This window comes from Limnohabitans sp. Bal53 (assembly GCF_003063355.1).
GTDB lineage: Bacteria > Pseudomonadota > Gammaproteobacteria > Burkholderiales > Burkholderiaceae_C > Limnohabitans_A.
Genome location: NZ_NESH01000008.1, coordinates 1 through 17,599, shown reverse-complemented (window position 1 = coordinate 17,599; position 17,599 = coordinate 1). Strand labels below are relative to the sequence as shown.

Below are 17,599 nucleotides of genomic sequence, written 5' to 3'. Positions count from 1 at the left end.
TTCCTGATTGCAGATATTTAGCGTCAACTCGCTGCATAGAGATACCGGACCAGCAAAGTTTATACCGCTGGGTGACCGAAGGTCTGTCCACATAGAAGTGCGCTGCGATGTCGGGTCTCTTGTTCGCGCACCGTATCCATTTATGGTTTGGGGCCTTAGCCTTTAGAGAACCCCAGCTGTTCCCGCAACTCTCTCTGAATGTATGCTAAATAACGTCGTTGTCGTTTCGCAATCTGACTCGCGTGCCGCTGAGAAAACCATTGAAGAATTTTTAGTTTTGATTCCGTCAGCGTATTCGGGATTAGTTTGGAAAAAGGTTTTACCCATGCAGGTGAGAATCGCGTAATAAGTTCTTCCTCAAGAGAGATGAACGCTTGAGCAGATCCCCTCGCACCTTGCCGTCCTGCTCGGCCAAATAGCTGCCAGTCAATGCGAGGCGATTCGTGCACTTCAAACATGAGTACTTGCAATCCACCGATTGCTGCTATATGCCGCGATATACCGATATCTGTCCCGCGGCCAGCCATGTTGGTTGCGACCGTGATAGCAGCTTTTTGACCAGCCCGCGATACAACTTGAGCTTCGGTTTCATGCTCCTTCGCGTTGATAACTTCACAGCTAAATCCCTGATCACGCAATATATTAGCTATTTCTTCGCTGTCTAGGATTCTCCTGGTTCCAACCAGTACAGGTAGTCCCTTACGGTTTAGTGCTTGGACTTGACTGATCAAGCCTGTTAACTTTTCGGCTCGTGTACGAAAGATTCGCTGCGGCATGACATCCAGTCGAGAGGGGGCTTGAGGAGGGACTCGAAGGATGAATAGACCAAAGGTTTGCCACAGTTCAAAATCCAATCCTTGCAAGGTACCGCTAGCGCCACTCAGGCGGTGGTAGTGTCGAAAAAATTCCTGAAAGGTCATTCGTGCGGAAATTTTGGTTAATGGGGTCATTTCCACACCCACTCTAGCCTCTATCGATTGGTGTACGCCATGACTCCAAGAGCGACCTGGCATGGCTCGACCTGTACTGTCATCAACGATCACCACCGCACCATCTAGAATGATAAAGTGCCGGTCGCGTTGGTAGACCTCTCTGGCCATCACCGCAAGTCTGAAGATCTCTTCCCGCCTAGTCTGGGACTGCCAGTAGCTGTTGAACGCTGTTGCGAGTCGCTCGATTATTTGCTTACCTAGATCGCTAAAGTGGACAGCGTCAGTACCCTTTGCGTAAAGCGTGTAATGAAGCCCAACTTTTAGCTCCCCTACCAAGTCTCTGGCTAGGCGAATCGCTTGAAGCATGTCAGTTTTATCTTCCTCAGGACTCGCGATGATAAGTGGCGTCGTGGCCTCATCAATCAAAACACCATCTGCCTCATCGATAATTGCAGCGTGCAGGCCTCGCATGACAGGTTGGCGGTTAAGCGTCTGGTTTTCAAATCGCCATAGCCGGCGGGATAGCGGATCTCGCGATCCATTTACGAGGATGTCATCTCGTAAAAAATCAGCTAAGAGCTGGTTCGCGGTCGCATAGACCACTTGCTTTCTATAGCAAAGCGCAACTTCATGTGAAGGCGTGTCAGAAGTGATCGACGCGACGCTCACGCCGCAGGCACCGTAAAACGAGCTCAACAGCCGCGCATCTCGGCTTGCGAGGTAATCATTTGAAGTTACGATGTGCAAGGGCTTCCCACCCCACGCGAATATAACGGCGGCAATCCCAATAGCTAGTGTCTTACCCTCACCCGGTGCGAGCTGAATAAGGTATCCCTCGGTCATTGCCAAGGCAGCTAAGATCTGAGGGAGTGATGGGCGCTGGCCAAGCTCATGACACGCAACCTTGGAGACAACTTCAAGGGCTGCAATTTTGGTAGCCAAATTTGTTAACTTTTGATCGCCGGCGCTTCCTCCGATCTCAAGCTTATAAATATCTGAGCGAGCGTTAGATAATTCATCTGATGTGGGTGCGGTATTTTCTAGCGGTGATGTGTGGAGCTTTTGATTTAGATCAACTGCGCTGCGCCATAAGCGCCTGTATCCGTAACCGCTTTGATGACGGATAAGTGAAAGCCAACCCTCCAGGCTGTACCACGGTGTTAGGCTGGCATCTTGGGGGGCGTACCAGTGGGTTGTCGTACTCATCAGGTATTCGGCGGGCGGATCAAAGTTCTAACCTCTTTTGCATCAACTGCTTTAGAGAGCGTAGCATTTGTGAGCCAAGCGTTTGGTTAGGCAGGGCGAATCGAAGTGTCCCTGACATTCCATGAAGAACGGTACCGACGTTAGGGGCCTCTGCAGGCAGCGCTGCCTGCACAATGAAAAAAGGTTCTTTGCTTTTCATGCCGTCAGGCTCGTCTGTATCGACGGCGATATCTCCACCCCCCAGCCAGCCTAAAGCGACAGATGGGAGTTTCTCCCGCTGAAAGGGTATGACCGTTAGCGTTGGTACGGGGAGATTGATGTCCGCTTGTCCGACCAAGCGTATTTCGGCTTTGTTGTATGTGGTCTTGAAAAGAATGTCCGCTTCTTCTTGGGGAACTACTGCATAAAATTTGAGGTTGTGTGGATCTACAACTTCACCAAGAACCTGGTCGCTGCGAAGCCAGCTACCGCGGAGTTGGTGAATGTCAGGGGCGACCCATTTGCCATCCATCGTTGCGTAGACGCTTAGCTCGTCTCGCTGCTCCTGGAGTCGCTCTAGCTGAGACTCTAGGCTTTTGATGCGCTCCTGAATTACGCGCAACTCTTCCGGCGCCTGCTCCAAAGCAAGTCTGTAAACTGCCCTAGCCTCTGCTTGCTGTGACTTACTGATCAAGATATCGATATCCAAATCAGGATTCACAAATTTCGCGATAAGGTCGCCACTTTTTATCCAGTCCCCGTGCGTTACAAATAAGTGTTCCAGTCGCCCAGGTGTGCGGATGTATACCTTCCCAGAGATTTCGGTCTCGACGACACCTTTTGTTTTGATCTCGTCTGGAACAGGGACAACTCCGATGATTAGAAAAAGGCTAGCGATAATTCCAGCAGTTACTCCAACTGCACGGGTACGGTTACCCTGGGTCGCGTTTCCTCGTAGGTGCTTAAAAAGATTGAATCCTGGAGAGATAATTCTTGAATAAAGCGTCATCACCAAAACGAGAATTCCGAGTGGTAACCAAAACTCGAGTAAAAAGAGTGAGATACCTAAAGTGACCGCGATAAGGTAAAGCGCACTTAAAAATCCGTAGGTGGTTAGCCAATACCACTCTTTTTCATCAGTAGCTGGGTTATGCGCTGCAACAGTCCCCAGCAGATAGCGGTCAGCAAAGTACTTCCATTGTTGTTGTCCTTTTTGATAAAGGTTGGGTATCTCGCAGAAGTCACTAAGCATGTAATAGGCGTCAAATCGGAGTAACGGGTTACCATTAAATAGGACGCTTGATATCGATCCGATGAGCATGACATTGAACGCTAGCGCGTTGAGTAGTCCAGGGCTTGTATTGGACCAAACGATTGCACCGATACCTGCAAAGAAGAAATCTACAGCCATACCCGCGAATGACACGTATATTCTGTGTAGGCGATTCGGAAAACCCCAACTGCTGCTGGCATCCACGTAGGGTAATGGGGTGAATATCAAAAACATCAGCCCCATCACGCGCACTTCGCCACCGAAGCGTTTGCACACGAAAGCGTGACCGAGCTCATGAATTAATTTCAGTCCAGCAAGGCTTACGTAAAGCCAAGGCAGATTGCTTGCAGAAAGCACACCTTGTGACTGATCGCCGATCGCATTTCTGTTCTCAAATGCCACTACGCTTCCTAACACAACCACTAGAAGCCAGATACAGAGTGCCCACCAACCTGTGAGTGCATTAGTTAGCGGTCGAATGCTATTGAGCCATGTATTGGGATTCCACAGGGGAACCCTTACAAATAGAAAGGCGCCAAGTTTGGCAAGAATCTCTTTTCTTCTTTGATTTTTGTAGCGCTTCACGATTGCCTCGTTATCGGAAGCGTGCAGTGAATAAAGTAGATTGGATGTGTGCAGCTGCGACAATAGCTGTATCACTTCCTCGCGACTGGGTGCGTTACGCGGATGAGAGTTTACAAAAGACTCCCAAACCTCCTCAACTGAGTGGCTGAGAGTTAAATGTTGTATGAAGTAAAAGGCTTGCGGCGATAATCGAAAGTACTTCTGTGAATAGCGGTCTTGTAAGACGTGCCAAGTGCGACCACGAAATTGCTGTGTGGTGTGCTCAACACTATCCAAAAGGGCGACTCGCAGGCCAGAGACACGAAACCATGCGTCATTGAAAATGCTATTGGACATGTTCTCTTGAAATAATATTCCTTACCACCATAGTTTCAGTCTCAACCCATCGACCAGACGATGCGTCAAGATCCAGGCAACATTTCTCTCGCCAACTTCTATTCGAGCCAATCCAGTCATCCCTGGACGCCACCATTGGGCAGGCGGTTCAAGTAGCTCCGCCTTAATCAAAAATTGATTCCCCTCCTGACCATTTACTTTTGCGATGGGTATCAGCGATGTGATCCGAATGGCGATAACTGCATCTGGATTACTGATGAGTACAAATTCGCCTTTGGCTTGCGGGGTAATGTGACGCATCTCTCTCTCAGAAACCAGCAGAGAAACGTAAAACCCCTCTATTTTTGCGATTCTGAAAAGTTTGTCACCTTTTTTTACAGGTGCGCCTAAAAGTTCTTTACTCTCTCCCTCGACAATCACGCCACTGAAGGGGGCTTGGATAGTAGCCTCTGAAATATTATTGTCAATACGAGACCTCCTGGCCAGTGCTTGATTCAGCCTCGCCTGAGCAATATCGGTATCCGCCATTCGTCTCTCGGCACGTGATTTATTGATTTCTGTTTCTGCTTTTTGTACGTCAGCCTCCAGTTCTTTTCGCTGTTGCTGCAAATCCTTCGTATCCATCGTCGCCAAAACTTGCCTATCCGCGACCCAATCCCCAGCAGTCCCAGATACGCGGTCAATACGCCCATCAAACTGTGCACTGAGAATCTGTGTCTCGTCGGTAGTGATATTTGCCGTTGCGTCGACGCGATAATTCCATGTGCCAAACACCATATAGGCCAGTAAGAAAAAAGCGCCAAGACCGCTCAATTTGAGTAGTGGTTGTTCTGGCCCAAACAGACGTTGAGAGGCATTATGCGTGGCGCGTCTGATACGCCGCGGGAGACTGAGCGAGCCGGCCCACAGGTCCTGCAGTCTGGGCCTCAGTAACTCCAAGGAAATATAGAGAGGTTCGAGATCTGAGCGCCTGTTTACTGAAGTCGCGTACCCCAGTAACAACGCACCGCAAGGACGGCCCTGCGTATTCAGAATAGGAACAGCCACCATCTCTTCCGAGCCCAGGAGTTCTGCAACATCCAGCATTGCTGTTGAGTCAATCAGCCTCGCTTCAGTGTCTGGCCACCACACCTCATTGCCCTCGATGAGGGCTGGCGCCATCGCTTTCTCAATAAGTTGAGTTTGGTAGGAGTCACTTTCGAATCTGTCTAAGTGGCTAATAGCCGCCATTTTGATTTGGCGTCCGTCTAGCCACGCTAGGCTGGCGTGCTTTAGCTCCCATGCGACGACTAAGCCGTTAACCAAAGACAGACAAGCCGATTCAAAACGTTCTTGCTGTGAGACTTCCGCTGCTAGCGCCAACATCTTTCCTAAATGCGGTGAATTTACCTGTAACGCGTTTTGTATGGGGGCAGGGTTGAAGTCGCTGCAAAGTAGCCCTCTAAGAACAATCTCATTCAGCTGGTTACGGTGCTGAGGTTCAATATTCAAGATTAAAAAATGTTGCTCAATGCCCTGAAGAGCTAAAACGAGCACTAACCAAGAGCGTCCATCTTCATCTCTGGCAGGGGCGTGCGCGTAGCCACGAGTTTTTGCATTAGGTAGAAGGTCGCTGCCGGGTGGCATAACTGTCATTGGCTGCCAACCAATTGTTTCGCAAGACTGCGCTCGTTGATCAATTGTGTGGCTGTCCGTCAGCTCCATGACGATTGCGCTGCGTTCAGCTTTACAAAGCTTACGCATGATCTCGCAATAAAGCTGCCAATCAACTTCTATGTGAGCGGCCTGTTGTAGCGCTCTGAGCTGTGTGATCAACGCCCTCACATCTAGCTCAACAGTTGTTTCTAGGTGGGATTTAGCGGTGGAGGTTGTGACGCTGTTCACCGTAATTTTTCCGTGTCCAGGATGTTGATTGTTCCTTTGACCCCTGGCCGGATGTTGCCAGCTGAATTGCCAATGGTAATTTCGACCTCCACAAGTCCACTCGTTGGATCTGCGACGGGCGATATAAAGGTGATTCGGCCGGTCGCTCTCGGAGTTAAGCTACCTATTTCGAGTTCTACCTCCCTCGAAGAGCCTAGTTTCAGGTGGTTCACTATGCCGTGTGGAACGGCTACCTTCAAAATAACCGTGGAGGCATCAACCAGTATGAGTAGGGGATCGCCTGGCTTTGCCCATTCACCAGGTTTCAACAAAACCCTAGTGATAATTCCATTTACAGGCGCTGTTATGCTGCGCTGAATTTGCTCACGCTTTGCAAACTCATAGTCGAGTTGCTCTCTTCTTTTTTCAGCGATAAGTTGTTCTAAACGTCCTGCAGACGATAAATACTCTGATTCAAGTCGCAGCAGCTCCTCTTTACTGATCGAGGCGGTTGCTGCGTAAACCGCTTTGCTATCGTTTAGCATCATTTCAAGAATTCTCGTTTTATCTCTGGTTGAAGACAATTCGCTTTTGTCCTCGAGTATCACTCTGCGGCGCTCTGTTTCGATTGCCTGTAAACGCTCATCTAGTTGCAAAAGCGGCTTACCCATTGTGACGCGCTCACCCAAACCGACCAACTGCTTGGTCAACAGTCCACCAACACCCGCGCTTAGAGTGATCTCATGTTTGGGGTAAACCAAACCGACAAACACATCCGCGTAGACGGATGCGGAGAATAATGATATCCAAAGTACGGCCAGTGCGTTTCGATAGAAACGCCTGCAAGTTGTTTTGACTTTAAACCGATTAGGCATATTTTCGTTCGTCGCTAGCTATTTATCGTTGACGATGGATGTTGGAGCTTTGCTATTATGTCCCGATTGTTCGTCCGCTAATTCGGGATTCGTCGAGTCGATTTTTCGTACGTTAGGTTTCCCAGCAAAACCAGTTTGCTTAGCTGTAGATAGCCTAACTAGAAATACCCAATAGTCGTGCTGCTCCTCCTTGGTTCACTTTTGAAGCCAAGCGCCGTCATGCTGCAAATAGTGACCCCGAGCCGGAGAAGCCGAAAGCGTTTCACTAGCGACCGATCGGCTAGGTGCAGCCCAGAGACAGAGATCACATGTCGAGAGGCGATGATGACACCTAAAAAAATGAAGGCATAAAAAGTCATAAAGCAACGAACACACTGACATGCTCGAGGCCCAGCCTCGGTTAGAGTAAACATGTCATGGCGTTTTCTTAGTAGGTCAACACGCGTGCATCCAGGCCCATCGCTTTGATTTCGTCAATCTTGGACTGTAGCTCGGCGGCCTTGGTGAATGGACCTACGCGAATACGAATCGATCGTTCTCCTTGCACGGTAGCGACATTTACCAGCGTCGCAATACCGTTGCGCAAAAGCCGCTGGCGCAGGGAACGTGCCTGGCTATTCTCGACAAAAACCCCTACCTGAATCACGCGACGACGTCCGTCGTCGGGGTAGTCAAAACGCGACGGGTCAGCACTGACAGCCGGCGCGACGCTGTCCATGTCACCGGCTAAAGTCGGTTGCTTGCGTTTGCTCTCTGCCTGCGAGGTCACCTGGGCCCCTTCTTACTTCGAGGCTCGGTCTACCACTGCCGCCGTGTCCGTCGGCAGGCTCTCAGCATGCGGCTTCTCCAAGGGAATGCTGGTAGACAAGGTTGGTGACGCCTGCGGTGAGGAGTGGCCTGTCCTGCTGAAAGCACTCATACCCTGTATTTGGACGTTGTACGTGCTCAATAGGAACCCTGTCACAAATTGGAAATTTGCGACGGCAACCTCATATCGTGATCTGTTCTCTATGGCTCTTCTGCGTGAATCGACTAATTCGAAATATTGGCGAATCACCTCACTAAGCTGACCGGATCCCAAACGTAATCTAGCCTGTTCATTTTTTAAAATAGACTCTCTTAGAGCTACTTCTTCCTGCGCCAAGCGAAGGCTTATGGTTGATGAGCGTAGCGACTCGCGTTTTACATTTAGGTCGTTTTCGAAACTGCGTTTGACAGCCTCAATCTCCAAGTCCGCTTGAGTGAGTCGACTGCCTTGTGCTAGAAATTGCTGTGTGGCTCTTTGATTACCGTTTAATGGTAGCTCCATGTTGATTCCAACATACCAAGTAGGGAAGCGAATCTTCGCAGCAGTGTTTCTCGCGTCTATCGCGCTGCTTCCGTATCCCGTTCCGGAATAGCCAGCAACAAGGTCTAGCGCCGGTTTCATTTGGTTTGCAGCGTAATCAAGCCGAACTTGAGCTTGCTGTTGTTTCAGTAAGGCGATGCGGTACAGCGGCCATTCACCGAGGGCATCCTGGTTATCTGTAGGCGGATTCTCGTTTGGTGAGTGGGTTGGTATATCTAGTATTTCACGGTTGGCGCGCGCGTCCCAATCGAGATGTAGAGCGGTTGCTAACTGGCTCTGCGCCTCTCTCCACGAGTTTTCCCCTCTCATCAATTCGGCGCGCCTGTTGAGCAAGACGCCTTGAAGGTCGCGCTCTAAGGCAGCTGGTGATCGCCCCGCGACAGCTCTTGCACGGGCATCAGCGATAGATTCCTCGGTTTTGGCTACAGCTTCGTGCAGCAAGTGCATGTGCGCTTGTTCCCGATATGCGTTCCAATACTGGGCGAGGCCATCAACAGCGGACTTCGCTATTTGCTGTTCAAATTGGATCGCTTGGATTTGGTGCTCTATTTCAGCTACGCGACGGTCGGTTTCCGTGACCGAGCGTCCAGCATTTCGAAGTAGTGGCTGCTTCACGCTAAGACTGAGTACCGTATTGAACTCTTTGGAGGTTGAGTGATCTATCGCGGTTACATTGTCATTTTTTCTTGTAATCCGGTAACTGACTGCCAGCTCTGCACCTGATGGCAGCTTCTGGCTCAGGCCGACTTCCGCGCTTCGATCTTTTTGATTTAATACGCTTGGACTGGCTGGATCAAAGTTCCCGAAGATGCCTTTTCTCTCTTCGACGGTTCGCTGCCGGCTGATACCATCATTACGTAGGCCAATCAGTCCTTTTGTTTCATAAAGGGCATCTTCACTCAAACTAATATAGCGACTGACCTCGGCACTTTCTCTAGCGTATCGAATCTCAAGATTACGTTCAACCAAAAGCTGTATAAACGCAGCAGGGGTGAGTCGCAGCGAGTCATCGTGGACCAGTTCCCGCGCATAGCCGTTTTGTGTTACTACTAAAGTCGCACAACCCAACACTGCGCGTAGAAAGATACATTTTGAAAGATTCATCGGCCGGCTAAACCCAAGTTTCATAATATGGCTATCAGGTGTTTCGAGCTCGGGCGGGATCCCTTAATTGATGACATGTATCCATCTCCTACCGGCAACTCGGTGCACTTTGAGCCTTGAGCATGCTGCTGTCGTGGATCTGTTCACCCATGGGTAGCAGCTTATTTTTCAATGAGTTTTGATCTGATCGGTTTTTGTGCTGGTTTTTGTTTTGCTGGTATGGGCAGTAACCGCGGACTCAGCGGCAGCAATCCGATCATCTTGTAGCTTGACTAAACGCTCGGTTTGCGCAAGCGAGATTAGGTGGGCGTAGAGAGGCGGGAGGTAATTCTTGGCTCTGATTTCTAAGAACTTTTGATCTGAAAGATTATTCAAGCGTTCTTCGTTTACAACATAGCATCCCGTCAAGTTCTTTACCTTGTCGTTATCGCGAACTCGCATGTTTAAGGGTGTCAACATGTTATTTGCTGACAAAAACTCAGCGAATTCGTTGGTAAGACCGTCCATCTGCTGGAGTTCACCTAAGTATCGTTTGACGTTTTCGATTACTTGTGTTGGCTTCCCGTTTTCGTCAAAAAGAGATGATCCTTCTGTGTCGCTAACTTGCGGGCTGCCTTCATCAATGCACACCACGTAACGTCCGTCTGATCCGGCGGGCGAGAGAGCAAACGGGTATCGTCTGATAATGGCAGGCACATACGATGCCTGCCATTGCCCAGATTCGTCTACAAATAAGTTTTCGCCAGCATTCAGACCCATTAAAACGACAGGACGGAATTGATCTTTTTGCTTATCCTCAAGAAAAACGATTGGGAAAATCGAAGCGGCTCGAGCGAACTCGTGCATGGTGACGTACGCGATGTGAAATTCAGACGCAAAATCAAAGCCTTTACTTTCCTTGATTTTTTTGGATGCGTGGCGTTCAGCATTAATTGGGACAATGTTTTGTGGCATATTTTTCCTAATCATTTAGTGTTGCATTTTGGAGCTAAAGCTCGGTTGCGTCCTTGTGTGTAGACGGAACCATAAAGAAGTTAACGCAGTGCTCGCATGGCAATTTCGCTTGTTAATGTCGCATCGCCACCGCATAGCATTGTGTCAAGTTTAGGCTTTTTTCCGATTTTTTCCTCACAAAATCACACAAATTGGCATTCCACCAAACCTATAGAAACTTCTCATAGTGAATCGCCCCGAATTTCGTGGAGGCCAGTTGGATTAAGTTGAGACCTCGGTCTCGTTCTTCGCGGCTAGCTGCCGGTAGTAGTTCACCTCAGCTTCAGCCGGTGGAATATACCCAATCGAGCTCAGCAGTCGGTGGTGGTTGAACCAAGCGACCCATTCGAGGGTCGCCAGTTCCAGTGCTTCCTTGATTTCCCAAGGGGCACGGCGATGGATCAATTCAGCCTTGTACAACCCATTGATCGGCGTTGTCGTAGCTGTCGCCACGGCTGCCCACCGAGGGTTCTATCCCAGCTTGGGCCAGGCGTTCGGTGTAGAGAATGGAAACAGATTGAGACCCTCTGTCCGAGTGATGTATCAATGCATCTGAGCGTTCAGGTTGCCTGTCAAACAAGGCCTGCTCCAGTGCATCGAGCACAAAGTCCGTGCGCTGCGAACTGCTCACCCGCCAGGCCACGATGCGCCGGGCAAACACATCGTTCACAAAGGCCACCTATTGCCAGCCCTGCCAGGTGCTGACATAGGTGAAGTCCGACACCCACAACGGGTTTGGTCGGTCTGCTTTGAACTGGCGATTGACCCGGTCCTGCGGGTACAGCGCTGCTTTGTCAGGGACCGTGGTGCGCACGACTTTGCCCCTGCGCACACCGTGTAATCCCATGTGAATCGCCCCGGATTTGAACTGACCCCCAAGAGTTGGACTCCGTTTAGTTCTGGAATATAGCCAGATACAGATCGTGAGATTCAGTAAGTTCCACGCGATACCATTCCAAAAAGCCGCGGCATAGGTGCCTGTGAGGTCAAACAATTTGCCAGACATCCAACCACCAAACGCCATGCCAATGAGAGTGCCGAAAATAACGGTCCCAATGCGTCCGCCGACCTTTTCAATGGGAAAGTAGGCTTTGATCACGATAGCGTAGGCAGGCACGATACCGCCCTGAAAGAGGCCAAACAAACCTGCAATGACGTAAAGCGCAACCACCCCGTCAAAGGGTAAAACAACGCCAAGGCCAAGCCTTGAAGTCCAGAAATAACGATTAATGTCTTTAAGCCGCCGTTGTGATCGGATACCCAGCCAAAAAGTAAGCGACTCACTACGCCAAGACCACCCGAGTTGTAAATATTCGGTGAACCCGTTTTGCTATTTGTACAGAAGTGTGGCGAAGTTTTTGCGCAGCGGGTAAAGCCAGATGTCTTTTGCCGGAAGTAGCCGCTCGTGGCTGGTAGATTTCTTGCCCCTGCCCGCTGTGCGTCCGACATTGATCCAGTTGGCAGCCTTGTAGCAAGTGCCCTTATGGCGCTCGTATTCCACAAAGGTCTCTAGCAGCACGGGCTCAAAACCATATCTGTGCTTCCAGTCCCCGGGCAACTGACGGGCAGCCAAGGAGAGTATCTTTGAGGCCAAGCCTTTGGACTCGATCCATGGCAGAACCAAGAAGCGCGCATTGTTGATCACCAACTGCAAGTTCTTTTGCCGCTGCTCTTCGCTCCAGCCAATGAACCTCTCCCTGTCTTTTAATTTCCAGGCGCATGCGCAAAAGCTGATGCAGGCAACGAGTTGCTCCCCGGCAAATACGTTGTAGCGAATCTGACTACCCGACATGGCCGCATAGCCCAAGTAGTGATAGCGCGCCATGTATTCATTCCACAGCAGCGAAGTGGCTTTGCCACTCACCACTTGCAGTGTGACGCGCGCGAGCTCATGGACGGGCTGCTTGATAGGGGTTTGCGCATCGCTTGCGCATCGCTTGCGCTGGTGCTGGGAAAGCTCGCTCGCTTGCGCACCACGCCGATTCTCGACGGTGGCAGCTCAATGAGTCCATCGGCTTGCATGCGCAGCAGTGCCACGCGGCATGTCATGTCCTTGAGCTGCCCATTGGGCTTGGTCCATCCCCACAGCTGGCACAGTTGGCGCGATAGTGCGGATCGCTGCAGCTTGGGGTTGTGCGCTATGAGGTCGCGGATGGTCTGGATGTCATCAGGGCTGAAGTCGCGCGCGCAGTAAATGGTCATGACGTGTTGGGTATTTCTTGCGGGCGGCACGCTCGCATTTGCGCCAGACGCTGGGCATCCATCTGCCAGGGTAGAAAGGCGTTGATATCGATTGGTGGCGCATTGCCATGATCGGCGCAAGCCTGCAAATAGGCCGTCAGCCAGGTTCGCAGATTCAGGCCCCACAGCTTCATGGTGGCCAACAAGCTGTACATCGTAGCGGCCAACTCAGCAGATCCTTCAGAGCCGGAGCCGTTGAAGTTTTTCCTTCCGACGACGGGTGAACGCATGCTGCGTTCGGCGGCGTTATTGTCAATGTCAACCCATGGACAGGCGACAAACACAGTCAAGCCGGCCCAGTGAGCGGTCATGCTCTCCAGCACTTTGGCCGCTGGAGGAAAGGTTTCAGGATGGGCCAAGCCTGCCGCGCAGTCGCTGGCCATTTGCCGCACGGCCTGCTCTAAATCGAGTTGGGCGCTTAGGCGTTCGGGGCTGCCTATAAGGAGCTTCAGCCGCACAGCGTTGAGGTGGTACAAGTTGCCAATCGTGTCGACCCACTGCAGCGCCCACTGTGAGCTCTCAGGGTAGGCGTTGGCCAGGTCCAAGAAATCGCGTCTTTGATGAGCCCAGCAAAAAGCCAGTTTCACCCCGGGGTTGAGCCGGGCAAAGCGTTTGTAGCCAGAGTAGCGGTCGCAGCTGATGATGCCCTGATCGACGCCGGCCAGTTCGGCCATGATCACCTCAGCGGCGCGCGACGCGTCGACCACGTAGTGAACCACCGAGCACGACTGAAACACCCACATGTACCAGCGGTGGCCAAGCTTGCCCAGGATGTCGACGAAGACAGCCCAACGGGTTTCATCGGCATGCCAATAGGGCTCGCAACGGAGCTTTGACAGCAGCGCATTGTCCAGAGGCTTGAACAAGGGCGCTATGGCCTGTAGCCCACCGGCCAAAGTGCCAGGCGCCATATTCAAGCCGTGATCGGCCAGGTCCTGCAGCAGACGCTGACTGGGTCGGCCATAAGCGAACTTGTCGAGCAATACGCTGGTCCACACTGAGATACCAAACTTACCCCGCGCGATGAGCCGGGCAGAACTCGGTGCGGTGACGATCCCTCGGACACAGCCGCATTGGCATGCTGGCACATAGCGATGGCGGTGAATAACACGCCTGTAGGCCTTGACCTCGATCTCCAGTACCTGCGTGTCTTCGGTACCGGCAAACTCTTTTAGGGCCAGGCCGCATTCGGGACACTGCGCCTTCGCCAAAACAATGTCCTCATTGCGCTGGCTCAGTTCGGCTTCAATGGTGCGACCATGGCCGATCGTGCCGCGCTGTTGTCCGCGCTTACGGCATGTTGCGGCTTTGGAGCGACTCTCGCTAGGTCGGCTTTGCTCGCACTTGCCGCCGAAGAGGCGCTTTTGCAGGTCGCGCACCTGCGCTAGTGCGAAGTCCAGTTGGCCCTGCAACGCTGCATTTGACTTCAGGGCCTGCGCCTTCAATTCACGTAAGAGGCGGTCGTGGCGAACCTCTTGCTGATCGAACTTGGTCACTGCTTTATGGTGCAGCGTTTGCCAGTACTTGGCAGCCTGCCTCAATTCGATATGCTCTTGCTTGGTGATCGTGACGAACTCTAAAGCAAATGGCGCTGGTGGTGCGTCAACAGCGGCTTTGCTGGCAGCGTTGGCGGGATGTGAAGATGAGGCATGCACAAGTGCAACGGTAGTGGAAAAAGGGGAGTGTGTTCAGCAATTTTTACAACGACCTATGGGTTCAGCGAATATTTACGAACTTGGGTGGCCTTGGGCAGATTTACCCCTGACAAAAAGGGACAATTACCATCGGTCCATCGATACTGATTTCCCCAGGTGTCAGTCCATCAAAACAACAACAGTACACAATTGATACCCCATGCCCCAAACTGCTTGAATCATGGTGTCTGCCGATGTTATATCGCAGCCCTTTAACTTTCGACGTAACCGTGTGATCACTTCCTCAAGCGCGTGTTTGGTCATCGGCATACCCTCAGAATTGATAAACAAGTCACACAGTTCACCTGATGACAAGGTTTTCTTTGGGGCTTGCGTGAGTGCGAGTATCAGTTCCTTCTCTTTCGAGGTTAAACGCAATACTGTGTCGCCGTTCGGCGAACGCAATACCCGATCATGAAGACTCAACTGCCACGCGCTCTGATTTTGGCGATTCTCGGAGCGATTCACCAGGCCCTGCAAAACTAACACCAGCTCAGTTGGAACGACTGGCTTGGTTAGGAAGAAGTCTGCGCCACCATTTCGATACCCCGCGATTTTGTCTGTGATTCCTGTACGGGCAGACAGGATAACAATACCGGCATCTGGTTGGCTTTTCCTGATGCGATTAGCGATTTCGATTCCACTCTCCACCGGTAAATTAATGTCGATAATAAAAAAATTGGATGGCTCACGTAAGATTAGATCATTTAATGCGGATCCACTGTTAGCTTCCTCGACGACGAATCCATAGCCACCTAAGTGAAGGGCAATCTCTTGCCTTAAGAGTGCGTCATCTTCAACAATTACGAGACGAGTCATACTAATTCCAATCATGGTAAGGAAACTTCTATATCGATGACACCGGCGTGGAGTCTCGCCTCTACGAATCCACCGATCAACGTAGCGGCAGACTTGACTATTCCTAAGCCAAGTCCGAGACCCGGCCTCCCACTCACCGCTGGGTGTCGGTAATACGGTGTAAACAGTCGTGATAAGTCGGGATGGGCATCGGGGATAAGGTGGTTACTGATTACGATGCTTACAACTCCTGTGTGTTCCGGGGCTTCGAAAGCATTGGGCTCTCGTTCATGGAGAGTGGTACGCTTTACTGCGATTTGAATCGGAGTACCTGGTGGGCTGTATTTTTTCGCATTGACAACTAAATTGTCTAAGATTATCCGCAGCATTTCGCGGTTTAGAGTGCGACGCACTGAACCTTTAGCCAGCACCGCATAGCGTGCACTATCATCAATGTCATCTACGCAATATTGAATCAATTCACAAATATCTACATCTTCTTTATCCAGGAACGCGTCTGTGTGACGTAATCTATTTGATACTGATGCTTGATGAAGCAAACTATCAATGCGATCGATTGATGCCATCAGTCTGCGGATCCGCGCATAATCCTCAAATGAATGATTGAATTTTCTTTCCAACGCAGTCGCAGCAAACCGAATCGTACTCAACGGATTTCTGATTTCGTGCGTCATCATGTCAATGAGTAATTCGCGCTCCCGAGTCGCTTCCCCATGCTGCATAGCCATTGTAACAGCCGTATCTAATTTTTTTTTTTCTTCGAGCTGTATAAGCTTTTGATCTTTAGTCTGATTCAGCACTATCCATACCAGGACAAGCGCTACAACCAACCCACTCATTCTAGGGTCACCCATACCAAATATTAGGAAGTCGCTGTCGCCCCAGTCTCCAAAATCGGTACTACTGGCTATACCTAAAGTCAGGATACAAAGAAGCATTGAAGCGCCAACGAGCAGGGGCCACTTGATGTACGCCGGTAATTTCTTTGCGCTGAACACGCCCACAAAAATGATGACCGGCAGGGCTGTCAACGAAATAAGATTGATATGGTGACTGATTTCCTCGAAGCCAATCAAAAGCGCGATAACCGCAGTGAGTTGACTAAAGTAGAGGAGGTTTACCAACTTTTGAAAAAGGTTTTTGTACTGATACTCTATTAAGACCGAATGTATCAATAGCCCGAACGCTGCAGTTCGAATCAAGAGTGCTATGTACGTGAGAAAGTACCGTGTGTTCGGCGTAAAGTCCGTAAACCATGCCACAGTTAGATCGCTCATTCCTATTAATGTAAGGAAAACGGCTGTCTGAAAAACAAGAAATGCTGCGCTCAGCATGTTTCTTTCAATTATTGCGAAAAGCAGCCCTAAGAAAAAAAGTATGCTCGCGACTGAGATTGCAAAACTGAGTTTAGCCAAGTTTAACGCGGAGGCATCGCGAACAACGCCGATGTCGAGCACTTCTACTGAAGCGACCGTCATTCCTGGTGTTTCAATTCGCAAATATCGTGGTCCGGATGCTTCTGGGTTAAGTAAAAAGCAATGGAGGCCATCCATGCAGGGATTTGAGCTGCGACGTTCTGCCTTTGCGCCGCCATCCGTTCTGAGCCATCGCCCACTGACAAACTCAAAGAGCGATATATGAGATAGGTTGTATGGAGAAATACGCACACCGATCTCTCTTGAAAGCAGGGACTTGGCGTCTTTCGCAATCGGCAGTGTGACGCGAACCCAGATAGGATCTGGTTGAAAGCCTAATCTAAGTTTGCCATTAGATTGGGTGTAACTGGCCGACGTCGGAGGCGTGAATGAGTCAATGTGGTCTGCCCTAACGAGATAATCGATATCGGCATTTATTGTGCTTGCAAAAGTCATGCTATGGCACAGCAATGTGACTAGAATCGAGCATATAAAGGGGAGAATCTTATTCATAACTTTAACTGACCCGCGCTGAATATTGATCTAATGTAAGTGAGGGTTTTTACTCTAACTTTATTTCATTGTAAACTAAATCTTTGCCTGACCTCCTGTGGTGTTGGAATCGCTGGAAACAGGCTCAAATGCAATACCTTTTCTGCCTTAGTCTTTGGTAGCCAGGTGCCCGGAGATGGTGGCTTTTTATCAATCGATTGATGCGGACTCAGGGTGTTGAAGTGAATGCGCCACTGCTCAATAAGCACTTGCGCTTCGCCCAAGCTGTAGAACAACTCCCCATTGAGCCACTGAACTGTTGCCGCCGATCCAATATTGACCACCTGTGCCGATTGAATTTTGACCAGGGGCTTGAGCCAGCTTTGATGTCCGCTGGCTGTGGATAACTATACGTTCAATTGTCGTCCTGCAGCTCCTTTCTCT

Annotated in this window: 12 protein-coding genes and 3 pseudogenes; all 15 read right to left on the bottom strand. The window is 50.4% G+C overall.

Going from position 1 to position 17,599, the window contains the following annotated elements; genetic code table 11:
* Positions 1 to 155 precede the first annotated feature (155 nt).
* Positions 156 to 2,138, bottom strand: a complete 1,983-nt coding sequence (locus B9Z50_RS16435; RefSeq protein ID WP_108365842.1) for a helicase-related protein — start codon at positions 2,136 to 2,138, stop codon at positions 156 to 158.
* A 19-nt stretch (positions 2,139 to 2,157) separates the two neighbouring features.
* The gene (locus tag B9Z50_RS16430) at positions 2,158 to 4,311 is read right to left on the bottom strand and encodes a hypothetical protein (protein ID WP_146183237.1); all 2,154 of its coding nucleotides are present in this window, start codon (positions 4,309 to 4,311) and stop codon (positions 2,158 to 2,160) included.
* A gap of 21 nt (positions 4,312 to 4,332) precedes the next feature.
* A complete protein-coding gene (locus tag B9Z50_RS16425) occupies positions 4,333 to 6,195 on the bottom strand; it encodes an efflux RND transporter periplasmic adaptor subunit (RefSeq protein ID WP_108365840.1) in 1,863 nt (620 codons plus the stop codon).
* Entirely contained in the window at positions 6,192 to 7,049 is an 858-nt protein-coding gene (locus B9Z50_RS16420) for an efflux RND transporter periplasmic adaptor subunit (protein WP_108365839.1), read from the bottom strand. The genes B9Z50_RS16425 and B9Z50_RS16420 overlap by 4 nt, the downstream gene beginning before the upstream one ends.
* Positions 7,050 to 7,476: 427 nt before the next feature.
* Positions 7,477 to 7,818, bottom strand: coding sequence for an SPOR domain-containing protein (locus B9Z50_RS16415; RefSeq protein ID WP_146183236.1), 342 nt, complete (start codon positions 7,816 to 7,818; stop codon positions 7,477 to 7,479).
* 12 nt (positions 7,819 to 7,830) lie between these two features.
* Positions 7,831 to 9,501: a TolC family protein gene (locus B9Z50_RS16410; protein ID WP_158270699.1), complete on the bottom strand. Its 1,671-nt coding sequence runs from the start codon at positions 9,499 to 9,501 to the stop codon at positions 7,831 to 7,833.
* Between the two features lie 168 nt (positions 9,502 to 9,669).
* Complete coding sequence (locus B9Z50_RS16405) at positions 9,670 to 10,455, bottom strand: SapC family protein (protein ID WP_108365845.1); 786 nt, start codon at positions 10,453 to 10,455, stop codon at positions 9,670 to 9,672.
* A 261-nt stretch (positions 10,456 to 10,716) separates the two neighbouring features.
* A pseudogene (locus B9Z50_RS16400) lies at positions 10,717 to 11,341 on the bottom strand (IS3 family transposase); the annotation flags it as partial.
* Between the two features lie 81 nt (positions 11,342 to 11,422).
* Positions 11,423 to 11,665 (bottom strand): annotated as a pseudogene (locus tag B9Z50_RS18190) (MFS transporter); the annotation flags it as partial.
* A gap of 159 nt (positions 11,666 to 11,824) precedes the next feature.
* Positions 11,825 to 12,403 (bottom strand): Druantia anti-phage system protein DruA, encoded by a 579-nt coding sequence (locus tag B9Z50_RS16390; protein WP_233249919.1) that lies wholly within the window; start codon positions 12,401 to 12,403, stop codon positions 11,825 to 11,827.
* Complete coding sequence (locus B9Z50_RS17825; protein ID WP_199221780.1) at positions 12,355 to 12,696, bottom strand: hypothetical protein; 342 nt, start codon at positions 12,694 to 12,696, stop codon at positions 12,355 to 12,357. The genes B9Z50_RS16390 and B9Z50_RS17825 overlap by 49 nt, the downstream gene beginning before the upstream one ends.
* Entirely contained in the window at positions 12,693 to 14,390 is a 1,698-nt protein-coding gene (locus B9Z50_RS16385) for an IS66 family transposase (RefSeq protein WP_108365836.1), read from the bottom strand. Before B9Z50_RS16385 ends, B9Z50_RS17825 begins: the two co-directional genes overlap by 4 nt.
* Before the next feature lie 159 nt (positions 14,391 to 14,549).
* Positions 14,550 to 15,248, bottom strand: coding sequence for a response regulator transcription factor (locus tag B9Z50_RS16380; protein WP_108365844.1), 699 nt, complete (start codon positions 15,246 to 15,248; stop codon positions 14,550 to 14,552).
* A gap of 11 nt (positions 15,249 to 15,259) precedes the next feature.
* Complete coding sequence (locus B9Z50_RS16375; protein WP_158270698.1) at positions 15,260 to 17,119, bottom strand: HAMP domain-containing sensor histidine kinase; 1,860 nt, start codon at positions 17,117 to 17,119, stop codon at positions 15,260 to 15,262.
* A gap of 256 nt (positions 17,120 to 17,375) precedes the next feature.
* Positions 17,376 to 17,463, bottom strand: a pseudogene (locus tag B9Z50_RS18185) (integrase core domain-containing protein); the annotation flags it as partial.
* Positions 17,464 to 17,599 lie beyond the last annotated feature (136 nt).